Source organism: Ilumatobacter coccineus YM16-304, from assembly GCF_000348785.1.
Classification (GTDB): domain Bacteria; phylum Actinomycetota; class Acidimicrobiia; order Acidimicrobiales; family Ilumatobacteraceae; genus Ilumatobacter_A; species Ilumatobacter_A coccineus.
The window spans coordinates 3623481-3640610 of the sequence record NC_020520.1 but is presented as its reverse complement, the minus strand read 5'-3'; the positions used below and the strand labels follow the sequence as shown (position 1 = coordinate 3640610).

The following is a 17130-nucleotide window of genomic DNA, read 5'->3' as shown; positions in this document are numbered from 1 at the left end:
GACACTCGAGTCGGATGACGGGTTGGCCGCAGGCGATCAGCCTCGGTCAGAGCAGCTTCTTGGTGAAACTGTCGGTGATGAAGAAGTCGTAGGTCTTGCGTCGGATCTTCTCGACGTACGCCCGGTTCACGCGGCCGACGACTTTGATGAGCTTCATGTCTCGCTGGATGCCGTCGAGTTGATCGAGCACGTGCTTGCGATCGAGCGGCTCTCCGACACCTCGTTGCTCCATTCCGGCGTTGAAGGTCTCGATGATGGCGTCGAGCCAACGCTCTTGTCCGAGGCGGACAGCACTGAGCGCTGAGTGAGCCAGATTGCCGTTCGGGGTGCGGAAGTCGCGCATCACCTTCTCGGCGGCCTTGACCGCCACGGGCCGAAGCACGGCGGGGAAGGCGCTCTTGAACACGCCCAATCGGTAGTCGGGCTCACCGTCTGCGTGAAAGACGAACGGCGTACCGCAGTCGAACAGCGCGAGTCGCTCTCCATCCCACGCGAAGTTCGACAGTTGCGAGTCGATCACTTGGCGACCATCGACGAGCGCGTCGAGCGCTGCATCACGAACGGCGACCAACATCGGATGATCGACGACCGGGTCGGTCTCCTCCAGGATCTTCTCGACGAGCTGAGAACGAGAGAACAACGGTTGGATCAAGAACGGGACGAGTCGACCGTCGGGACCTCCTTCGACGATTCGTTTCTCGGTGGGGGCGATCGCCACGAACCGTGCCAACGAGTCTTCGTACGCGCGGAGGAAATCGAACCACTCGTCGATCTCCTCGCGCGTGACGCACGAGCCGAGTCGCTTGACCACGGCGACCGGTTCTTCTGCCGGATGGGCGACCGCCACGCCGGTCTCGCCGTAGCCGATGACCTTCAGCGTCCCGAAGCTCCTCGACGCGATCGCGGTCTGTATCTCGATTTCGAGCGCAGCCAGGTCGTCGTCGGTCACCGTTGGAACTGGGGCAGGAAAGCTCATCGGTCAGTCATCCTTGCATGGGTTGGTTGTCGGGTGTCGGCTCACGTGGATCGGTCTGTCACGTAGCGTCAGGTCGCGTCGCCGGGCGGCTCGACCGGCTGCTTCCAGCGGTTGAGATAGGTCACCTCGCGCGCCGGGCGACGGGGTGCCGGGCTGAAGGTGTCGCCGGTGTAGTAGGCGACCGGGAGCAGGCACACCTGGGTCACCGTCGGCGGAATACCGAGGACGTCCGCGACGTCGGCCTCGTGTTCGAGATGGAACGTCGTCCACGCCGAGCCGAGGCCTCGTGCGCGAGCGGCGAGTTGGAAGCTCCACACGCCCGGAAGTACCGACCCGTAGTACGCGGCGGTGGCACCGAGCGCTTCGGCGGGCGGTGGACGATCGAGGCGCAGTGCCAGCACGAGCGCGGGGACATCGGCGAGGTGCTCGATCAGGAACTTGCCCGATTCGATGACTCGTTCGGCGCGCTGATCCTGCGTGGCTTGGGAGTGTCCGTCGAGGTACGGGGCGCCGACGGCGACGTATCGTTCGGCGATCTCCTGCTTGGTTGCTGGGTCTTCGATGATCATCCATCGGTTGCGTTCGAGGTTGCCTCCCATCGGTGCGTGGCTGGCGACATCGATGCACTCGAGGATCTCGTCGTGGGGTACAGCTCGGCTGAGGTCGAGCCGTCGACGGACCTGCTTGGTCGTCTTCAAGAGGCGGTCGGCTTCGGCGAGATCGAAGCCGGTCCGCGGATGGCGCGTGCCGGGTGTGGAGTTCGGGTCGTTGTCGGTCATCGGTGGTCCTTCAGGTGTGGCTGGGCGAGGGTGTCACGGCGTCGGGCTGGCTCAGAGTTCGAACAGGATCTTGAGCACACCGTCGTCGCGGCTGTCGAACAGGCGATATCCCTCGGCTCCTGCGGAGAGTGGCATTCGGTGGGAGAACAGGCCCTCCGCTCGGAGCCGTCCGCTCTCCAGCAGCGGCAGCAGCGATGGCCAGAGTTGGGGGACCGGAGCCACGCCGGCCCGCACGGTGAGGTTGCGGTAGATCAGTTGTGCCATGTCGAGCCCGGTGCCACCCTGCGGCAGGCCGATGAACGATGCGGTACCGCCGCTGCGCATGAGGCGCGGAACCGAGGCGATCGCGGCGGCTGCTCCGGATGCTTCGAAGCACCGGTCGACGAGACGGCCGCCGGTCAACTGGCGAATCGCAGCAACCAGATCGTCGCCCGGCGGTAACGCACTGGCACCGAGCCCAGCAGCATGGTCGCGGCGCCCAGCGACCGGGTCGATCGCGATGACCTGCGCTGCGCCACTGAGGTGGGCGAGTTCCACACCGAGCAGGCCGATCGGCCCAAGGCCGACGACGGCGACCGTGTCGCCCGGCGTGATCTCGCACCGGTCGATCCCGAATTTGGCTGTGGCCATGGCGTCGGTGAGGAGGAGTGCCTGCTCGTCGCCGAGGTGATCGGGAATCGTGCGAATCGTGCGATCGGCGTTCGGGACCTGGACGAACTCGGCTTGCCCTCCTTGGAGTCGCGTCGAACAGCCGAATGCTGTTGTGGCCGGGCATTTTCCGATGCCCGAGCGGCAGGCACCACAACTGCCGCAGCCGGTGCCACCAGCGACGAAGACGCGGTCGCCGACTGCCGAGTTGTACACCATCGGTCCTGCTTCGACGACTTCGCCGATGAACTCGTGCCCGACGCAGAACGGGTCGAGCCCGGTCGTGTAGTCGACGCTGCCGATCGCGTCGCCGTGGTAGATGTGCAGATCCGATCCGCAGATGCTGCACATCTGGACCTTGACGATGACGCCGTTGTCGACGGTCAACTCGGGGTCGGCGTAGTCCTCGTAGCGAATGTCGCGTGGACCGTTGAAGACGAGTGCATTCATGGTGTCCTTTCAGGACTCACGGATGAGCCGGTCGGCCTTGCGGAACAGGCTGAGCGTGATGGCGTGGAGGGTGTCGCCCGTGGCCTTCGCAGCCTTGCCTGCGATCGCGCGAGCGTGGGTGCCCTCCAAGATGATGCCGGTCTTGTAGCAGGCGAGGACGCCGTACCAGGCAGCCGCCGAGACGTCGCGCCCCGAACGTTGTGCGTAGCGGGCGACGAGGTCATCGACCGGTGGGAACGCCTGGACGAGGTCGGCGCCGGGTCCCACGCTCGCCTGGTCGTCGTGAGTGCGGAACGCGATGATCAGGCCCAGGTCGATCAGTGGATCGCCGATCGTCGCGAGCTCCCAGTCGACGATCGCCGCCAACTGTGGGCCGTCATGTCGGTACATGACGTTGGCGGTGTGATAGTCGCCGTGGATGATGCCCGGCGCCGAGTTCTCCGGGCGATTCGCATCGAGCCAGTTCCCGACCTCGTCGACGCCCGGAATGTCGGGCACCCACTGGTCGCTGATCTCGCGGTAGCCCGCCAGCTCCTTTCGCCAGCGCCCGACCTGTCGTTCGAGGTACCCGTCGGGTCGGCCGAGGTCGCCGAGACCGACCTGCTCGTGATCGACCGTACTGAGCGTCGCCGCGCCATCGACGAGAGCGAGACCCATCTCGCGTTGCATCGTCGGGTCGGACCGGTGTGGCTCGGGGAGCCCCGCTGCCGCGTTGAAGCCGTCGACCGGCTCCATCAGGTAGAAGCTCGCGCCGAGCACCTCGACATCGGATTCGCCCGCGATGAACCCCGGGTGCGGAACGTCGGTGCCGGCGAGCGCTGCGAGCACTCGAGATTCGCGCCGCATCGTCTCGTCGCTGTTCGCCCGCTTGTGGACCGGCGGGCGCCGCAGCACGTAGTCGCGACCGTCTCGTCGGAAGCGGACCAGCACGTTCTGCGTGCCGCCCGTCAGCAAGGCGACGTCGGTGAGGTCACCGGACCCGAGGTGGTGATCGTCCATCCACTGGCGCAGGCGATCCAGGTCGACGCCGTCGACGGTCTCGTTCGGATTCATGACTGGTCGGTCTGCAGTCAGACGATCAGTGATCGGCCGCCTCGCGCTCGAAGTACGCGGCGTACTTCTCCCGAGCGGCAGCCTTGCGGGCCGGGATGTGAGCGCTCGGCCAGAGCCCGTCGACGGGCTTGTGTTCGCGGAGGACCTGGCGGGCGACGGTGGTCTTGTGGACCTCGGTGGGGCCGTCGGCGAGCGCCATGACCTCGGACGCGATGAGCATGCCGGTGAAGGGCATCTCGTTCGACACGCCGAGTGCGCCGTGCAGATGCATCGCCCGCAGTGCGACGTCGTGGTACACCTTCGGCATCGCGACCTTGACGGCGGAGATGTCTTTGCGGACCTTGCGGTAGTCGTTGTACTTGTCGATGCGCCACGCCGTGCGAAGGACGAGCAGTTTGAACTGCTCGATCTCGATCCACGTGTCGGCGATCTGCTCCTGCACGACGCCGAGCGAGGCGAGCGGGCCGTTGCGAGTCTCACGTGACAGCGCTCGTTCGCACATCATCGCGAACGCTGCTTCGACCTGGGCGATGGTGCGCATCGCGTGGTGGATGCGACCGCCGCCGAGGCGGGTCTGGGCGATGGCGAACGCGGCGCCCGGGTCGCCGAGGAGGTGGTCGTTGCTCACGCGGACGTTGTCGTAGTGCATGTAGGCGTGGCTGCCTTCCGCTTCGGTCTCGTTGCCGATCCCGGTGTTGCGGATGATCTTCACGCCCGGCGTCTCTGCCGGGACGATGAACATCGACATGCCTTCGTACGCGCTCACGTCGGGATTGGTGACCACCATGACGATGAAGAAGCTGGCGAACTTGGCGTTGGACGAGAACCACTTCTCACCGTTGATGACCCACTCGTCGCCATCCTTCACGGCGGTGGTGGTGAACATGGTCGGATCTGCGCCGCCCTGAGGTTCGGTCATCGAGTAGCACGAGCTGATCTTGCCGTCGAGCAGCGGTTGGAGATAGCGCTCCTTCTGGGCGTCGCTGCCGTAGTGGGCGAGGATCTCGGCGTTGCCGCTGTCGGGGGCCTGACAGCCGAACACGGTCGGTGCGAACCGGGACCGTCCGAGGATCTGGTTCATCAGCGCGAGCTTGACCTGTCCGTAGCCGGGGCCGCCGAGTTCGGGGCCGAGGTGACAGGCCCACAGCCCGCGTTCGCGGACCTGTTCTTGCAGCGGGGTGATGAGCTCCAGGCCGGCGGTGTCGGACTTGTCGTAGGGGTCGTCGAGTACGAGGTCGAGAGGCTGCACCTCGTTGGTGACGAACTCGTCCATCCAGTCGAGGTGTTCTTGAAATTCGGGGTCGGTCTCGAAATCCCAGGCCATGGCGTTCTCCAGTCAGTTCGGTCGCTCAGTCAAGCGATCGGTATGTTAACACACCTGTTTCAAAATGGCGACTTGCTGTGTTACGGTTGCCGAATGGACGGCAACGGCGCGAGTGGACGGGACGCACTGATCAGCAGTGCTCGGCATCTCTTCGCCGAGCAGGGCATCGACGCCGTCTCATTACGCGAGGTCGCCCGCGCGGCGGGTCACCGCAACACCAACGCGGTGCAATACCACTTCGGGGATCGCGATGCGCTCGTCGCAGCGGTCGTCGAACCGTTCGAGCACGATGTCGGCGCCCGACGAGCCGCACTCGTCGACGTCCTCGCCTCGGAAGCGGTTCCGCCGATGCGTTCGATCGCCGGTGCGCTGGTGCGCCCATCGGCGGCAATGCTCGAAGCGCCGGAGGGGCGCGCACACCTGCGCATCGTTGCCGAACTGATCGTCGACATGGACCGGTTCAACGCATCGACCGGTGGCGCCGACAACCACCTGGTCGAATGGGATCGTCTGGCCCGTTCGAACATGGCCGACACCACGCTCCCGCTGCACCGTCGCTACGCCGCCATCTCGCTCTGCTTCGGCGAACTCGGACGGCGGGCTGCCACCCGCCGCCGTCCGGATCACCGTCTCTTCGTCAGCGACCTGATCGACCTCGTGACCGGCGTCCTCCTCGCCGACGTGTCCGATGAGACGCGACAACTACTCGACGAGCGAGAACGACAACGCACACAGAAGCAACTCGACACTCCCACCGAAAAGGCAGCACCATGACCGACGAACTCCTGGACTTCACGGGCCAGGTCGCACTCATCACCGGCGGCAGCCGCGGCCTCGGCCGGCAGATGGCCCTCGCCCTCGCCGCCCGAGGCGCCGACGTCGTCGTCACCAGTCGCAACCTCGACGCATGCGTCGAGGTCGCCGGCGAGATCGAGGCGATGGGGAGACAAGCCCTCCCGTACGGGTGCCACGTTGCGGACTGGGATCAGATCGATGGACTCGTCGAGGCGGCCTACGAGCGATTCGGCAAGGTCGACGTCCTGATCAACAACGCCGGCATGTCGCCGCTGTACGACAAGATCAGCGATCTCTCGTCGGAGCTGTTCGACAAGGTGGTCGGGGTCAACCTCAAGGGGCCGTTCCGCTTGATGGCCGTCGTCGGCGAGCGGATGGTCGCCGATGGTGGCGGATCGATCATCAACGTCAGCAGCATCGCGTCCGAGCGTCCCATGCCTGGAGCCGAACCGTACGGTGCCGCCAAAGCCGGGTTGAACGCGCTCACCCGTTCCTTCGCGTTCGCGCTCGGCCCGGCGGTGCGAGTGAACTGCATCCTCGCCGGACCGTTCCTCACCGACATCTCGGATCACTGGGACATGGACGCCTTCGAGAAGGACGCGAAGATCAACCAGGCGCTGCAGCGCGGTGGCGAACCCGACGAGATCGTCGGCGCAGCCCTCTACCTCGCCAGCCGCACCAGCTCGTTCACCACCGGCACGCTCATGCGCGTCGACGGCGGCGGCCGATAGCTCGCGCGGCGGGCCGGTCGGCCTGCTGGCCAAGAGAAACGAACCGAGCGGTGGGCCTCGGCGAGTGCGGTCGAGGCTCGACTGCCGTCGCCGAACCGATCGACGGTCGGCGACGGCGGCCCGAGCGTGCTGGACGGGGGCTGTCAGGAGGTCACGTTCGGGCGGGGACGAGCAGCTCGTCGGTGGTCGCGATGACGTTGTTCGTGGCGGTTGCGGGAATCAGTCGGTGTGCGACGACCGCGGTGACGGCGGTGAGACCGGCTGCGATCCACATGGCGGTTCCCCAGCCGTCGATGAAGCCCTGCTGGGCCGCTGTGATGATCTGTGGCGCGGCGTCGCCGGCTTGGGCGGCTGCGGTGTAGGCGCCGCCGATGCCTTCTTCGACCATGTGGCCGAGTTCGGGGTCGAGGGTGTCGGCGGTTGCGGCGACACCGGATCGGTAGCCGGCGGCGAGCACCGAGCCGATGAGTGCGACGCCGATCGCACCGCCGACCTCGCGGACGGTGTCGTTGAGCGCCGACGCCACGCCCTGCTGGTGGGCGGGGAGTGACTCGGTGATCGCGGTCGTGGACGGCGTCATCGCGACGCCGAGACCGAGGCCGAGCAGGAGCATGCCAGGTAGGACGTCGAGGTAGGCGGGCGATGCGGGGAGCACGGCCAACCACACGAGGGCGCCGGTGACGACGAGCAGGCTGGCGACCATGGTGCGGCGGTAGCCGAAGCGGGCCGAGATGTTCGGTGCGATCGGTGCGGCGGCCATCAGCGTCGCGATCATCGGGATGAGGGCCACCGCGGAGCGGACGGCGCTGAAGCCGAGTACGGCCTGGAGCAGTTGGATCATCACGAGGAACATGCCGACGATCACGGCGAACATCACGGTCAGCGAGAAGGCCCCGGCCGACAGCGTTCGGTTGGAGAACACGCGAACGTCGAGCAGCGGGTTTGCCTCTCGTCGTTCCCAGGCGACGAAGCCGACGAGCGCAGCGATGCCGACCATGAAGCCGGCGACCGTGATCGGCGCGACCCAACCCTGTTCGGGGCCTTCGTGGATGCCCAGCACGATGCCGCCGATGGCGAGTACCGACAGGAACGACCCGATGAGGTCGAAGCGGCCTTCTTGGGCTTCGCGGGTGTCGGGGACCTGGGTGAGCGTGATGACGAGTGCGGCGATCGCGATGCCGATCGGGGCGGCGAACACCCAGGGCCAGGTGACGTTGTCGACCACGAGGGCGGAACTGAGGAGTCCGATCACGCCGCCGCCGCCGGCCACGCCGGTCCAGATCCCGATCGCTCGGCCTCGCTCGTCTGCGGGGAACGCTGCGGTGATCGTGGACAGCGTGGCGGGCATCACGAGCGCGGCGGCCACTCCCATCGCGACTCGCAGTCCGACGAGCACCCACGGGTCGCCGGCGAATGCGGAGGCGAGGTTGATCGCGGCGAAGCTGACGAGGCCGACGACCAGGACGGTTCGGCGACCGATGCGATCGCCGAGCGCGCCGAGCGGTAGCAGGGTGGCGGCCAGGGCGACGGTGAAGCCGTTGATGATCCACAGGAGTTGGCCCTGCGAGGCGCCGAGGTCAGCGGCCAACGCCTGCTGTGCGACGTTGAGTCCGGAGACCGAGACCATGATCGCCAACAGTCCGAGGCAGGTGGCGATCAGGATCCAGCGACGCTGGCTTGCGGAGGTCTCGACGACCTCGACTTCGTGGTGTGACGCCGGGTCGGCGTGGTGGGGGGTGGTTGGGTTCGACATGGGTGGCTTTCGAGAAGGGGAATGCGGCATTCCGGAAATGTGTATTCCGGTAGCATAGACATGGCTGCTTCCGGAAGTCAACACTTCCATAATGCGCTATCGTGTGCACATGGATCCCGCCGCTCCCTCCATCAGCCCGTCCGACGGCCGCGTCGCCGGCGCCGACGACATCGACCGTCGTCCGGCCGCTGTCCGCGGTCGTAAGCGTGACGAAGATCGAACGGGAGCGATCCTCGAAGCTGCCCAAGCCGTGCTGCTCGAGCACGGATTCGACCGATTCCGCATCCAGGACGTCGCAGCTCACGCCGGTTGCGGTACCGGCGCGATCTACCGCCGATGGGCCAGCAAAGAAGACCTCTTGGCCGACGCGATCCGCACCATGCCAGACCCGACGGTCGAAGCGACCGATGACCCCGTCGCCGACCTGCACGCCCTCATCGTCGGCAAGCTCGCCGACATCTGCAGCGAACCCGATCTCGTCTCCGGACTCGTCGCCGCCATGCGCGCGCACCCCGTCATCGACGCCGCCGTGCGCAGCCGCTATACCGTCCCGGTGTTCATCGGCGCGATCGGTCGCATCATCGGACCCGATCACGAGCACACAGACCTGCTCGCCGAACTCGGGCCCGCCCTCGTCTTCCACCGGGCGATCTTCACCCCCGACACCCTCGACCCTCACGCGGTCGCCGACGAAGTGATCGCACTCACCCTCGCCGTACGCGACCAAGGAGTCGTGAGCGACGGCTGATGCCCGCGCCGCCGACTACGGAAGTCGGCAGCGGGAGGCAGCGCGCCTGGCCGGACTGCTTCGCTTCACGTGCAGAGCAGGAGGTAACGCAGCTCCGGATGCGGCAGGAGCGTTCTGTTCGATCCGGTGCGTGCGTTCGTTTCGACGGGCGTCAGAGTCCGATCGACGTCAGGACGGTGTCGAGGACGTACGGCAGGCTGCGGGACGTCTCGTACAGCGTCGCGAACGTCTGGATCGGGTCGTAGCTGACCACATTGCCCGCTTGAACCGCCGGAAGCTGCTGGAACAACGGGTCGTCGAGTAGTTCGTTCACGTCGAACACCGAGAAGTCGTACACGACGATCCAGTCAGCCGGCGCGAGGTCGCCCATGCGCTCCTTCGACAGGTCGGTCGGCACGTCGACGTAGGAGATGCCGATCTCGTCGAGCGCTCGTGCGATTCCGGCACCGTGTTCGGGCGTGTACACCGTGAAGTTGCCATCGCGGCCGTTGGTGATCAGGGCGAGGGTCAATCCGCCGTCGGGGACGCGCTCCGCGATTTCGGCGATCCGTGCCTCGACGTCGGCGATGGCCGCCTCGGCCTCGGCCTCGCGGTCGAGTGCCTCACCGAAGATGCGCACCGGTTCGCGCCAGTCGGCCGGATAGTCGTACGCGACGACCGGAGCGATCGCCGCCATCGTGTCGTTCGACTCCACCGAACCGATCTGACCGACGATCATGTCGGGATCGAACGTGGCGAGTTCTTCGAGGTTCACCTGCGGTCGGTTCAAGAAGCTCTGCACCTCGCCCCAGTACTCTTGGTTCCACGGAGCGAACGACATGTCGCCCGCAGCGTTCACCGGGAAGAACGCCGCAGCCGCGTGCGGCACCACGCCGAGACTCAACAGCGCATCGATGTCGGCAACGCCCGACACGGCGACCACCCGTTCGGGCTGCTCGGCGATCTCGGTGCTGCCGAGTGCATTGTCGACGGTGCGAGGGTACGCCGGCTCGGCCGGCGCGGTGGGCGCCGTGTCGGGGGTGGTGTCGGCCGTCGTCGTCGGAGCGACGGTGCTGTCTGGTGCTGCCGTCGCGTCGGTCGGTTCCGTTGTCGGTGCCGCGTCGTCGGCAATGGTCGTTGCGAGTTGGAAGTCGGGGAGCCCCTGACCGCCGCCGCTGCTGGAGCAGCCGGCCGCGGTGACGATGGCGAGCGTGAGGACGGTGGCGAGGGGGCGATGCACGGGCCGATGATAGGGGTGCTTTACGAATCGCGGCACTATTGCCTACCCTGGGCGCAATGACGCCGGCCCCCTCCAGTGATTCCGGGCCGACGGCGACGTCGTTTCCGATCGATCGTTACTGCGCCGACCGGAGTCGGAGCTGTGGGGAGCCATGCGCGGGTACGCCCGGGCTGGACCGGCGATTTCTCCTGGTCGGTGCTCCCGGACCCTGGCCAGCGGAGGCCGTCGACTACGCCGAGGGCATTCAGGCCGAAGCTGTCGCGGCACGAGCCCGTCTCGTGCTCGTCCGGCATCCGATGCTCACCCGAGCGCACCGGGCGGTGGTCGCCGACGGCGGCATCGACTGGTACGAACGCGCCGACGAGGGAGCGCTCGCGATCGAGTCACCGCTCGACGGGCCGATGCTCGCGGTCTGCACGCACGCCCGGCAGGATCTGTGCTGCGGTCGCTACGGCGCGAGCCTCGTGACGGCGTTGCGTCCGCATCTGCCGGCCACGCTCGAGTGCAGTCATCTCGGCGGTGATCGGTTCGCCCCGAACGGCCTGATGCTCCCCTCCGGCATTCTGCTCGGACGTCTCGATGCCGTGAGTGCGCCCGATCTGGCGTCGACCATCCGGTCGGGGTCGGTCGACCCGAGGATGTTCCGGGGGAGAGGTGGGCAGGCTCCCCACGACGCTGCCGTCGAGGCCGAGATCCGGCGTCACACGGGTGTGCACGACCTCGACGTTCCCGTCCGTGTCGAGTGGGACGAAGCCGAGGCGAGCTTCACCGGCAGGGTGGGCGACGTCGCCGTGAGCGGAACGCTGTCGCCCGGAACTCGCTACTCGGGTCGCCTCACGTGCTCGGCAGAGACCGATGGGTACCGTCACGCGGTCGACGTGACCGTCAGAACGTCGAGTCCGGGCCGAGCTTCGACGCCGGCCGTGTGACGGTGCGGTCGGATCGAACACTCATCGTCGTGCGTCGATCTGCAGGAAGGCCTGCGCCGATTCGATCGTGGCGTCGATGAACGTCGCATCGGTGTCGGTCGCGATGCGCGTGCCGGGAACACTGGCGCGCAGACGCGTCATGGCGATCGTCTGGTCGATCACGTAGCCGATACCCGCTCCGGGGTCCGGCCGACCGATCTCGCTGCGGCGGGCCCACAGCAGATCGAAGACTCGATCGACCATGTGCATCGCACCCTTCTCCTCCTGCGCGGCGATCTCGGGGTCGACGAGGGCCAGTTGGAGGCGCGCCTTGGTGACCCCCTCCGCCTGGCGCATCCCGCGCAGCGAGAACTCGGCGAATCCACGAAGCACGTCCAGGAACGACGCGCCGACCCAGCGCTCGGGGTCGGTGGCGTCGTCGGTCGTGACGATCCACTCGGCGACGAATCGGTCGACCATCGCATGGATGAGCGCCTGCTTGTTCGTGAAGTGGAAGTAGACCGACCCGACCGACACGCCCGCACGTTCGGCGATGGCGTTGACGCTGAGCGCGTCGATCGTCGAAGTGCCCAGCTCCGCCTCGACGGCATCGAGCAAGGCGGCCTGTGTCTGCTTGCTTCGATCCTGCTGCGTCTCGCGCGCCCACCGCAGGTCGGCGATCCACGGAGACCGTGGCTTATCGCTCGTGCCAGAGGTGCGCATCTCACCGAGGGTAGCCACAACTTGAACCCAAATTCAGTTTCGGGTATCGTCCCGCGCCGATCCTGAACCGTGCACCGAAAGGCCCACACCATGACCGACATCGATGCGAGCCTGGAGAACGCGGCGACCGCGTTCGTCGAGGGGGTGCAGTACACCGACGCCGAGCAGTGGCATGCGAGCGCGGCCAAGATCCGCGCGGAGGATCCGGTGCACTGGCTGGAACACGACGACTTCAACCCCTTCTGGGTGGTGTCGAAGCACGCCGACGTGATGAACGTCGAGCGTCATTCCAACGTCGAGTTCCTCGCCAACCCGAGAGGGATCCTCACTACCAAGGCCGGCGACGCTCAGCGGGAGGCCGAAGGAGGCCACCGCATCAAGTCGCTCGTGGTGATGGACGGCGACGAGCACAAGTCGATCCGCGACCTCGCTGCGAGCTGGTTTCGGCCGAGCAACCTTCGCAAGATGGAGAGCCGCCTCGACGAGCTCACCGCGCGGGCGATCGCCAAGCTCGAAGCTGCCGATGGTGAGATCGACTTCGCCACCGAGGTCGCGATGGAGTATCCGCTGCAGGTGATCCTGGCGATGATGGGCCTGCCCGAGAGCGACTACCCGCGGATGCTCAAGCTCACGCAAGAGCTGTTCGGCGCCGAGGACCCCGAGCTCGGGCGCAACGCCGACGACGTCGCGGCGGGGCTCGAGGAGACGGTCATGGAGTACTTCGCGTACTTCACCGCTATCACCGAGGACCGCAAGGCCAATCCCACCGACGACTTCTGCTCGGTCGTGGCCAACGCCGAGATCGATGGTGAGCCCATCGGCGTCATGGAGCAGCTCGGCCTCTACGTGATCCTGGCCACGGCGGGGCACGACACGACCTCGCACTCGATGACCGGTGGCCTCCACGCGCTCATCGAGCATCCCGAGCAGCTCGCCCGCCTGCAGGACGACCCCGGCCTGTTGGACAACACGGTCGACGAGATCGTGCGGTGGACGTCGCCGGTCAAGCACTTCATGCGCACGGCCACCTGTGACTACCCGCTCGGCGGCAAGACCATCCGGGAAGGTGAAGACGTGTTCTTGTCGTACTGGTCGGCGAACTTCGACGAGGACGTCTTCGAGAATCCGTGGTCGTTCGACGTCGGACGCAAGCCGAACAGCCAGATCGGCTTCGGGTTCGGGGCGCACTACTGCCTCGGAGCGATCCTGGCGAAGATGGAGATCAAGAACCTGTTCGCTGCCCTGGCGCCGCGCATCAAGTCGATCGAACTCGCGGACGGTGCTGCGCTCAGCCGCTCGGCATTCGTGAGCGGCTACAAGCACCTGCCGATCCGCTACGAGCTCACCTGAGCGAGCCGGGCTCGGCTCCGGGTTCGACGTGCGTACGCTCCGACCTCATGGCATCCGAGTCGAGAACGTCGAAGCATCGTGGACCCGACGAGATGACGGGCCGACCATGAGCGACTCGTCCGTCGCGCGTCCGCACGTCGTGATCGTCGGCTGCGGATTCGGTGGCCTGGCCGCTGCCCAGTCGCTCGCCGACACCGAGGTCGACATCACGGTCGTCGATCGAGCGAATCACCACACGTTCCAACCGCTGCTGTACCAGGTGGCGACGGCCGGATTGAACCCGTCCGACATCGCTCAGCCGATTCGTCACATTCTCCGCAAGCAGGCCAACGCGGCGGTGCTCCTCGACGAGGTGGTGTCGGTCGATCTCGACTCGCGGACGATTCAGACGCCCGACCGCAGCATCTCCTTCGACTACCTCGTGCTCGCCACCGGGGCCACGCACTCCTACTTCGGTCACGACGAGTGGGCGGTCCACGCGCCCGGCCTGAAGTCGATCGACGACGCGCTCGACATCCGGCGGCGGATCTTGCTCGCGTTCGAACGGGCCGAGGCGGCCGACGACCCGGCCGAACGAGAGCGTCAGATGACGTTCGTCGTGGTCGGCGCCGGACCGACCGGAGTCGAACTCGCCGGAGCCGTCAAGGAGATCGCGACGAGAACGTTGCGCAGCGACTTCCGATCCATCGACACGACGACCAGCAAGGTCGTGCTCGTCGAAGCCAGCGACCGAGTGCTCGGCGCGTTCCCCGAGAAGCTCTCCAGCTCGGCCGAGCGCCAGCTCGTGAAGCTCGGGATCGATGTCAGGACGTCGACGCCGGTGACCGACATCGACGAGCACGGCGTCACCACCTCGGCCGGGACGATTCCGGCGGCAACGGTGCTCTGGGGTGCGGGCGTGGCTGCCTCACCACTGGGCCGTGACGTCACCAGCGGCACCGATCGCGCCGGACGCGTCGAGGTCACGGGCCAACTGACCGTCGCCGATCATTCGAACGTGTTCGTGATCGGAGACCTCGCGCACGCCGTCGTCGACGGCCGACCGGTGCCGGGCGTCGCTCCTGCCGCACAGCAAGGTGGCCGACACGTCGCCCGCTGCATTCGGGCCGACCTCGCCGACGAGCCGCGCCCGACGTTCGCGTACGTCGACAAGGGATCGTTGGCCACGATCGGTCGCTCGAAAGCAGTGGCCGACCTCGGCCCGAAGCTGCGGTTCGGTGGGTACCTCGCCTGGCTGATCTGGTGGCTCGTGCACATCTGGTCACTCGTCGACTTCCGTTCGAAGCTGCGAGCGATGTCGGGATGGGGATGGCAGTACTGGACAGGCCGCAGAAACGCCCGGCTGATCACCGGACTGCGGAGCTCGCGCCCGATGGCCCGCCGTTCGGGCGGCTGACCACCAGGCGACGGGTCGGGCGGCGGCAGCGGATCGTCAGTCGTAGCCGAGGATCTCGGTGTGGCCGTCGTGTTCGTGGGTGATCGTGAACCTCTCGGTCGCCAGGTCGGCGTCGAGCAGTGCGACGGTCGAGCCGTTCTGCCAGCGCAGCTGCAGTCGAGTGTCGTCGGTCGGCACGACCTCGAAGCGGCCGTCGAACGCGGGGGACGCGTTGCGGAGACGGATCATCTCCAGTTGGTCGAGGACGATCGGCCGAGCGAGGCCGGCTTCGACGTCGGCGGCGCTCAGGTTGGTGCGGTTGATCTCCTTGTGGCCGTCGGCGCCTGCACGATCGGCGGCCTCGACGTCGTTGGCGCCGGCGAACAGATCGAGGTACCAGACCTGTGGGGTGCCGGGCACGAACAGTTGGATCGCGCGTGCGAGGCGCAGCCTGGCGTCGCTCTCGCCGAGCGCGCTGAAGAAGGTGGCGTTGACCTGGTAGTAGGAGACCTTCGTGCCGTCGGCGCCGTAGAGGTTCTTCACTCTGCCGCCTCGCTCCAGGAGCCGTGAGATCATCGCCTCGATCGTCGCGTCGGGCAGCAAGCCCTGACCGGTCGGACCGCCCTTGAGGTCGATCACCGGAATGCCGTCGTGGCAACCGAGCATGTTGACGGTGGCGATGTCGCGCTCGATGATCTCGTCGATCCAGCGAAGAAGATGCGTGTTGCTCGCCGAATCGATCGCATCGATGACGAGCCCGGGGAAGAAGAAGTCGTAGACGGGGTAGTCGCGATCCGACAGTTCCTCGTGGATCTTGGTGCCGTACTCGCCGTGGATCTCGGGAAGCAGGACGAGGCCGTTCTCTTCGGAGATGGTCCGGAGCCGGTCGAGGTGGTCCCACGTGCCGGGGGTATTGAAGAAGTTGGTGTCACCGACCGCCTTGTGGAGGTACGCGAAGGCGTCGAGGCGCACGATCTTGGCGCCGTATCGGGCCAGCTTCTCGAACGTCTCGCGGTAGAACGTCCAGACCCGAGGTGACTCGGCGTTGAGGTCCATCTGGCCGAGGTAGGAGCGCTCGCCGTCGATGGTCTCGACCCGTTGGTAGAAGGTGTTCCAGTAGAACCGGTCGGAGCCGTCGGGGAACCGAACCTGCAGGATGGGCAGGCCGGGCTTGCGCATGAACAACCGGTCGAGGTGCTCGGGAGACGGGACGACGTGTCCGTCTGCGTGGAGTTCGCCTTCACCCTCCCAGAACTCGTTCCAGTCGATGAAGAAGTCGCGGAACGCAGAGTCGTCACCGTGCTTCAGCAGGTCCTGGAACTGCGGGGATCCGACCGAGAGGTGGTTGAGCACCATGTCGAACTTGAGCATGATCCCGAGTTCGTCGAGCGCCGCGAGGTCTTCGGCTGACGCGAGGTCGGAGTTCAGGTCGTAGTCGATGATCGAGAATCCTCGGTCGAGGTCGCTGTTGAAGATCGAGGGGAGCACGTAGAACAGACCGAACGCGTCGGTGAACTCGGGTCGCTGGAGCATCCGCACCGTGCCCGCGAGATCGCCGTCGATGCTGTCCGGGTACGCGTTGAGCATCACGCGGTTCGGGAGGCTGGCCTTCATGCCCGCGTGCGTCACGAGACCGGGATCACGTCGTAGTCGCGGGTGATGACGAAGTCGGCGAGTTGGCGGTGGCCGGCGATGATCTTGTGCTCGAGCTCGAGGACGTTCTCGATGAACGGATCGCCGACCTCGCTGCCGCGGTTGCGCTTCTGGCGGTGCTCGAGCGTGTCGAGTCGGTTGCGGGCGATGAACACTCGCGTGTCGACGTGCTTGAGCAGCGAGGTGTACGTGCCTTCGGCGATGACGACCTCGACGCCACGGAGGTCGATGGTCTCCTCCTCGACGGAGTTCGCGTCGTAGTCGATCAGCGGTTTGACGATCTCGTCGGCGCCTTCCAGGGCGTCGACCAGGTTCTGTTCGAGCAGATCGAGACGAACTTCGACGTGCGGGCCGAGCCAGGTGTCGTCGTCACGCCGCTTCGCGTCGTTCGACTTCGGAGGTAGGACGAAGTAGTCGTCCTGCCCGAGCAAGACCGCGGTGAGGTCGTGCGCTGCGAGTTCGTCGGCGATCGCTTTTCCGGTCTCGGACTTCCCGCTCCCGGATTCACCGGCGACCGTGATGACGTAGCGGCTCGGCGCATTCGTGATCGCATCGATGAGGTCGGGAACGATCGCCTGGGCTGCTCGGACGTGGTGCTCCTCGACCACGATGACGTCGCCTTTCATGATTGATGATCCCTTCGAG

At 66.5% G+C, this 17130-nt stretch carries 16 protein-coding genes; 6 read left to right on the top strand and 10 right to left on the bottom strand.

Annotated features, from left to right (window positions below; genetic code table 11):
* Positions 1-46 precede the first annotated feature (46 nt).
* The 5 genes from YM304_RS16395 to YM304_RS16375 form a co-directional block, all read right to left on the bottom strand.
* Entirely contained in the window at positions 47-976 is a 930-nt protein-coding gene (locus tag YM304_RS16395) for a hypothetical protein (RefSeq protein ID WP_015442830.1), read from the bottom strand.
* 68 nt (positions 977-1044) lie between these two features.
* On the bottom strand, positions 1045-1755 hold the full coding sequence (locus YM304_RS16390) for a nitroreductase family protein (RefSeq protein WP_015442829.1): 711 nt from the start codon (positions 1753-1755) through the stop codon (positions 1045-1047).
* A gap of 51 nt (positions 1756-1806) precedes the next feature.
* The gene (locus tag YM304_RS16385; protein WP_015442828.1) at positions 1807-2853 is read right to left on the bottom strand and encodes a zinc-binding dehydrogenase; all 1047 of its coding nucleotides are present in this window, start codon (positions 2851-2853) and stop codon (positions 1807-1809) included.
* 9 nt (positions 2854-2862) lie between these two features.
* On the bottom strand, positions 2863-3906 hold the full coding sequence (locus tag YM304_RS16380) for a phosphotransferase family protein (RefSeq protein ID WP_015442827.1): 1044 nt from the start codon (positions 3904-3906) through the stop codon (positions 2863-2865).
* A gap of 25 nt (positions 3907-3931) precedes the next feature.
* The gene (locus YM304_RS16375; protein WP_015442826.1) at positions 3932-5230 is read right to left on the bottom strand and encodes an acyl-CoA dehydrogenase family protein; all 1299 of its coding nucleotides are present in this window, start codon (positions 5228-5230) and stop codon (positions 3932-3934) included.
* Positions 5231-5323: 93 nt separating this feature from the next.
* Between YM304_RS16375 and YM304_RS16370 the strand changes: the two genes are divergently transcribed.
* Positions 5324-6004 carry a TetR/AcrR family transcriptional regulator gene (locus YM304_RS16370; protein WP_015442825.1) on the top strand — a complete coding sequence of 227 codons (681 nt, stop codon included), beginning with the start codon at positions 5324-5326 and terminating at the stop codon, positions 6002-6004.
* On the top strand, positions 6001-6756 hold the full coding sequence (locus tag YM304_RS16365) for an SDR family NAD(P)-dependent oxidoreductase (RefSeq protein ID WP_015442824.1): 756 nt from the start codon (positions 6001-6003) through the stop codon (positions 6754-6756). The genes YM304_RS16370 and YM304_RS16365 overlap by 4 nt, the downstream gene beginning before the upstream one ends.
* A 151-nt stretch (positions 6757-6907) precedes the next feature.
* Here YM304_RS16365 and YM304_RS16360 read toward each other — a convergent pair whose 3' ends face one another.
* Positions 6908-8509 (bottom strand): MFS transporter, encoded by a 1602-nt coding sequence (locus YM304_RS16360; RefSeq protein ID WP_162142093.1) that lies wholly within the window; start codon positions 8507-8509, stop codon positions 6908-6910.
* Between the two features lie 109 nt (positions 8510-8618).
* On the opposite strand from YM304_RS16360, the gene YM304_RS22870 reads away from it, so the two are divergent.
* Positions 8619-9257, top strand: a complete 639-nt coding sequence (locus tag YM304_RS22870) for a TetR/AcrR family transcriptional regulator (protein ID WP_051071471.1) — start codon at positions 8619-8621, stop codon at positions 9255-9257.
* 151 nt (positions 9258-9408) lie between these two features.
* Here YM304_RS22870 and YM304_RS16350 read toward each other — a convergent pair whose 3' ends face one another.
* A complete protein-coding gene (locus YM304_RS16350) occupies positions 9409-10476 on the bottom strand; it encodes an ABC transporter substrate-binding protein (protein ID WP_041298378.1) in 1068 nt (355 codons plus the stop codon).
* Positions 10477-10532: 56 nt separating this feature from the next.
* On the opposite strand from YM304_RS16350, the gene YM304_RS22865 reads away from it, so the two are divergent.
* A complete protein-coding gene (locus YM304_RS22865; RefSeq protein ID WP_015442820.1) occupies positions 10533-11405 on the top strand; it encodes a sucrase ferredoxin in 873 nt (290 codons plus the stop codon).
* 21 nt (positions 11406-11426) lie between these two features.
* Here YM304_RS22865 and YM304_RS16340 read toward each other — a convergent pair whose 3' ends face one another.
* Positions 11427-12107: a TetR/AcrR family transcriptional regulator gene (locus tag YM304_RS16340; protein WP_083908421.1), complete on the bottom strand. Its 681-nt coding sequence runs from the start codon at positions 12105-12107 to the stop codon at positions 11427-11429.
* A gap of 90 nt (positions 12108-12197) precedes the next feature.
* Between YM304_RS16340 and YM304_RS16335 the strand changes: the two genes are divergently transcribed.
* Together YM304_RS16335 and YM304_RS16330 are read left to right on the top strand one after the other, a co-directional pair.
* On the top strand, positions 12198-13457 hold the full coding sequence (locus YM304_RS16335) for a cytochrome P450 (protein WP_041298376.1): 1260 nt from the start codon (positions 12198-12200) through the stop codon (positions 13455-13457).
* Positions 13458-13563: 106 nt separating this feature from the next.
* Positions 13564-14853: an NAD(P)/FAD-dependent oxidoreductase gene (locus tag YM304_RS16330; protein WP_041300328.1), complete on the top strand. Its 1290-nt coding sequence runs from the start codon at positions 13564-13566 to the stop codon at positions 14851-14853.
* A 36-nt stretch (positions 14854-14889) separates the two neighbouring features.
* Here YM304_RS16330 and YM304_RS16325 read toward each other — a convergent pair whose 3' ends face one another.
* The gene (locus YM304_RS16325) at positions 14890-16446 is read right to left on the bottom strand and encodes an alpha-amylase family protein (protein WP_041300326.1); all 1557 of its coding nucleotides are present in this window, start codon (positions 16444-16446) and stop codon (positions 14890-14892) included.
* An 11-nt stretch (positions 16447-16457) separates the two neighbouring features.
* Positions 16458-17111 (bottom strand): uridine kinase family protein, encoded by a 654-nt coding sequence (locus YM304_RS22860; RefSeq protein ID WP_015442815.1) that lies wholly within the window; start codon positions 17109-17111, stop codon positions 16458-16460.
* Positions 17112-17130 lie beyond the last annotated feature (19 nt).

Excerpts from the sequence above, each read along its gene's own strand:
- YM304_RS16395 (WP_015442830.1), bottom strand. The coding sequence starts at position 976 with ATGAGCTTTCCTGCCCCAGTTCCAACGGTGACCGACGACGACCTGGCT.
- YM304_RS16390 (WP_015442829.1), bottom strand. The coding sequence starts at position 1,755 with ATGACCGACAACGACCCGAACTCCACACCCGGCACGCGCCATCCGCGG.
- YM304_RS16385 (WP_015442828.1), bottom strand. The coding sequence starts at position 2,853 with ATGAATGCACTCGTCTTCAACGGTCCACGCGACATTCGCTACGAGGAC.
- YM304_RS16380 (WP_015442827.1), bottom strand. The coding sequence starts at position 3,906 with ATGAATCCGAACGAGACCGTCGACGGCGTCGACCTGGATCGCCTGCGC.
- YM304_RS16375 (WP_015442826.1), bottom strand. The coding sequence starts at position 5,230 with ATGGCCTGGGATTTCGAGACCGACCCCGAATTTCAAGAACACCTCGAC.
- YM304_RS16370 (WP_015442825.1), top strand. The coding sequence starts at position 5,324 with ATGGACGGCAACGGCGCGAGTGGACGGGACGCACTGATCAGCAGTGCT.
- YM304_RS16365 (WP_015442824.1), top strand. The coding sequence starts at position 6,001 with ATGACCGACGAACTCCTGGACTTCACGGGCCAGGTCGCACTCATCACC.
- YM304_RS16360 (WP_162142093.1), bottom strand. The coding sequence starts at position 8,509 with ATGTCGAACCCAACCACCCCCCACCACGCCGACCCGGCGTCACACCAC.
- YM304_RS22870 (WP_051071471.1), top strand. The coding sequence starts at position 8,619 with ATGGATCCCGCCGCTCCCTCCATCAGCCCGTCCGACGGCCGCGTCGCC.
- YM304_RS22865 (WP_015442820.1), top strand. The coding sequence starts at position 10,533 with ATGACGCCGGCCCCCTCCAGTGATTCCGGGCCGACGGCGACGTCGTTT.
- YM304_RS16340 (WP_083908421.1), bottom strand. The coding sequence starts at position 12,107 with ATGCGCACCTCTGGCACGAGCGATAAGCCACGGTCTCCGTGGATCGCC.
- YM304_RS16335 (WP_041298376.1), top strand. The coding sequence starts at position 12,198 with ATGACCGACATCGATGCGAGCCTGGAGAACGCGGCGACCGCGTTCGTC.
- YM304_RS16330 (WP_041300328.1), top strand. The coding sequence starts at position 13,564 with ATGAGCGACTCGTCCGTCGCGCGTCCGCACGTCGTGATCGTCGGCTGC.
- YM304_RS16325 (WP_041300326.1), bottom strand. The coding sequence starts at position 16,446 with ATGAAGGCCAGCCTCCCGAACCGCGTGATGCTCAACGCGTACCCGGAC.
- YM304_RS22860 (WP_015442815.1), bottom strand. The coding sequence starts at position 17,111 with ATGAAAGGCGACGTCATCGTGGTCGAGGAGCACCACGTCCGAGCAGCC.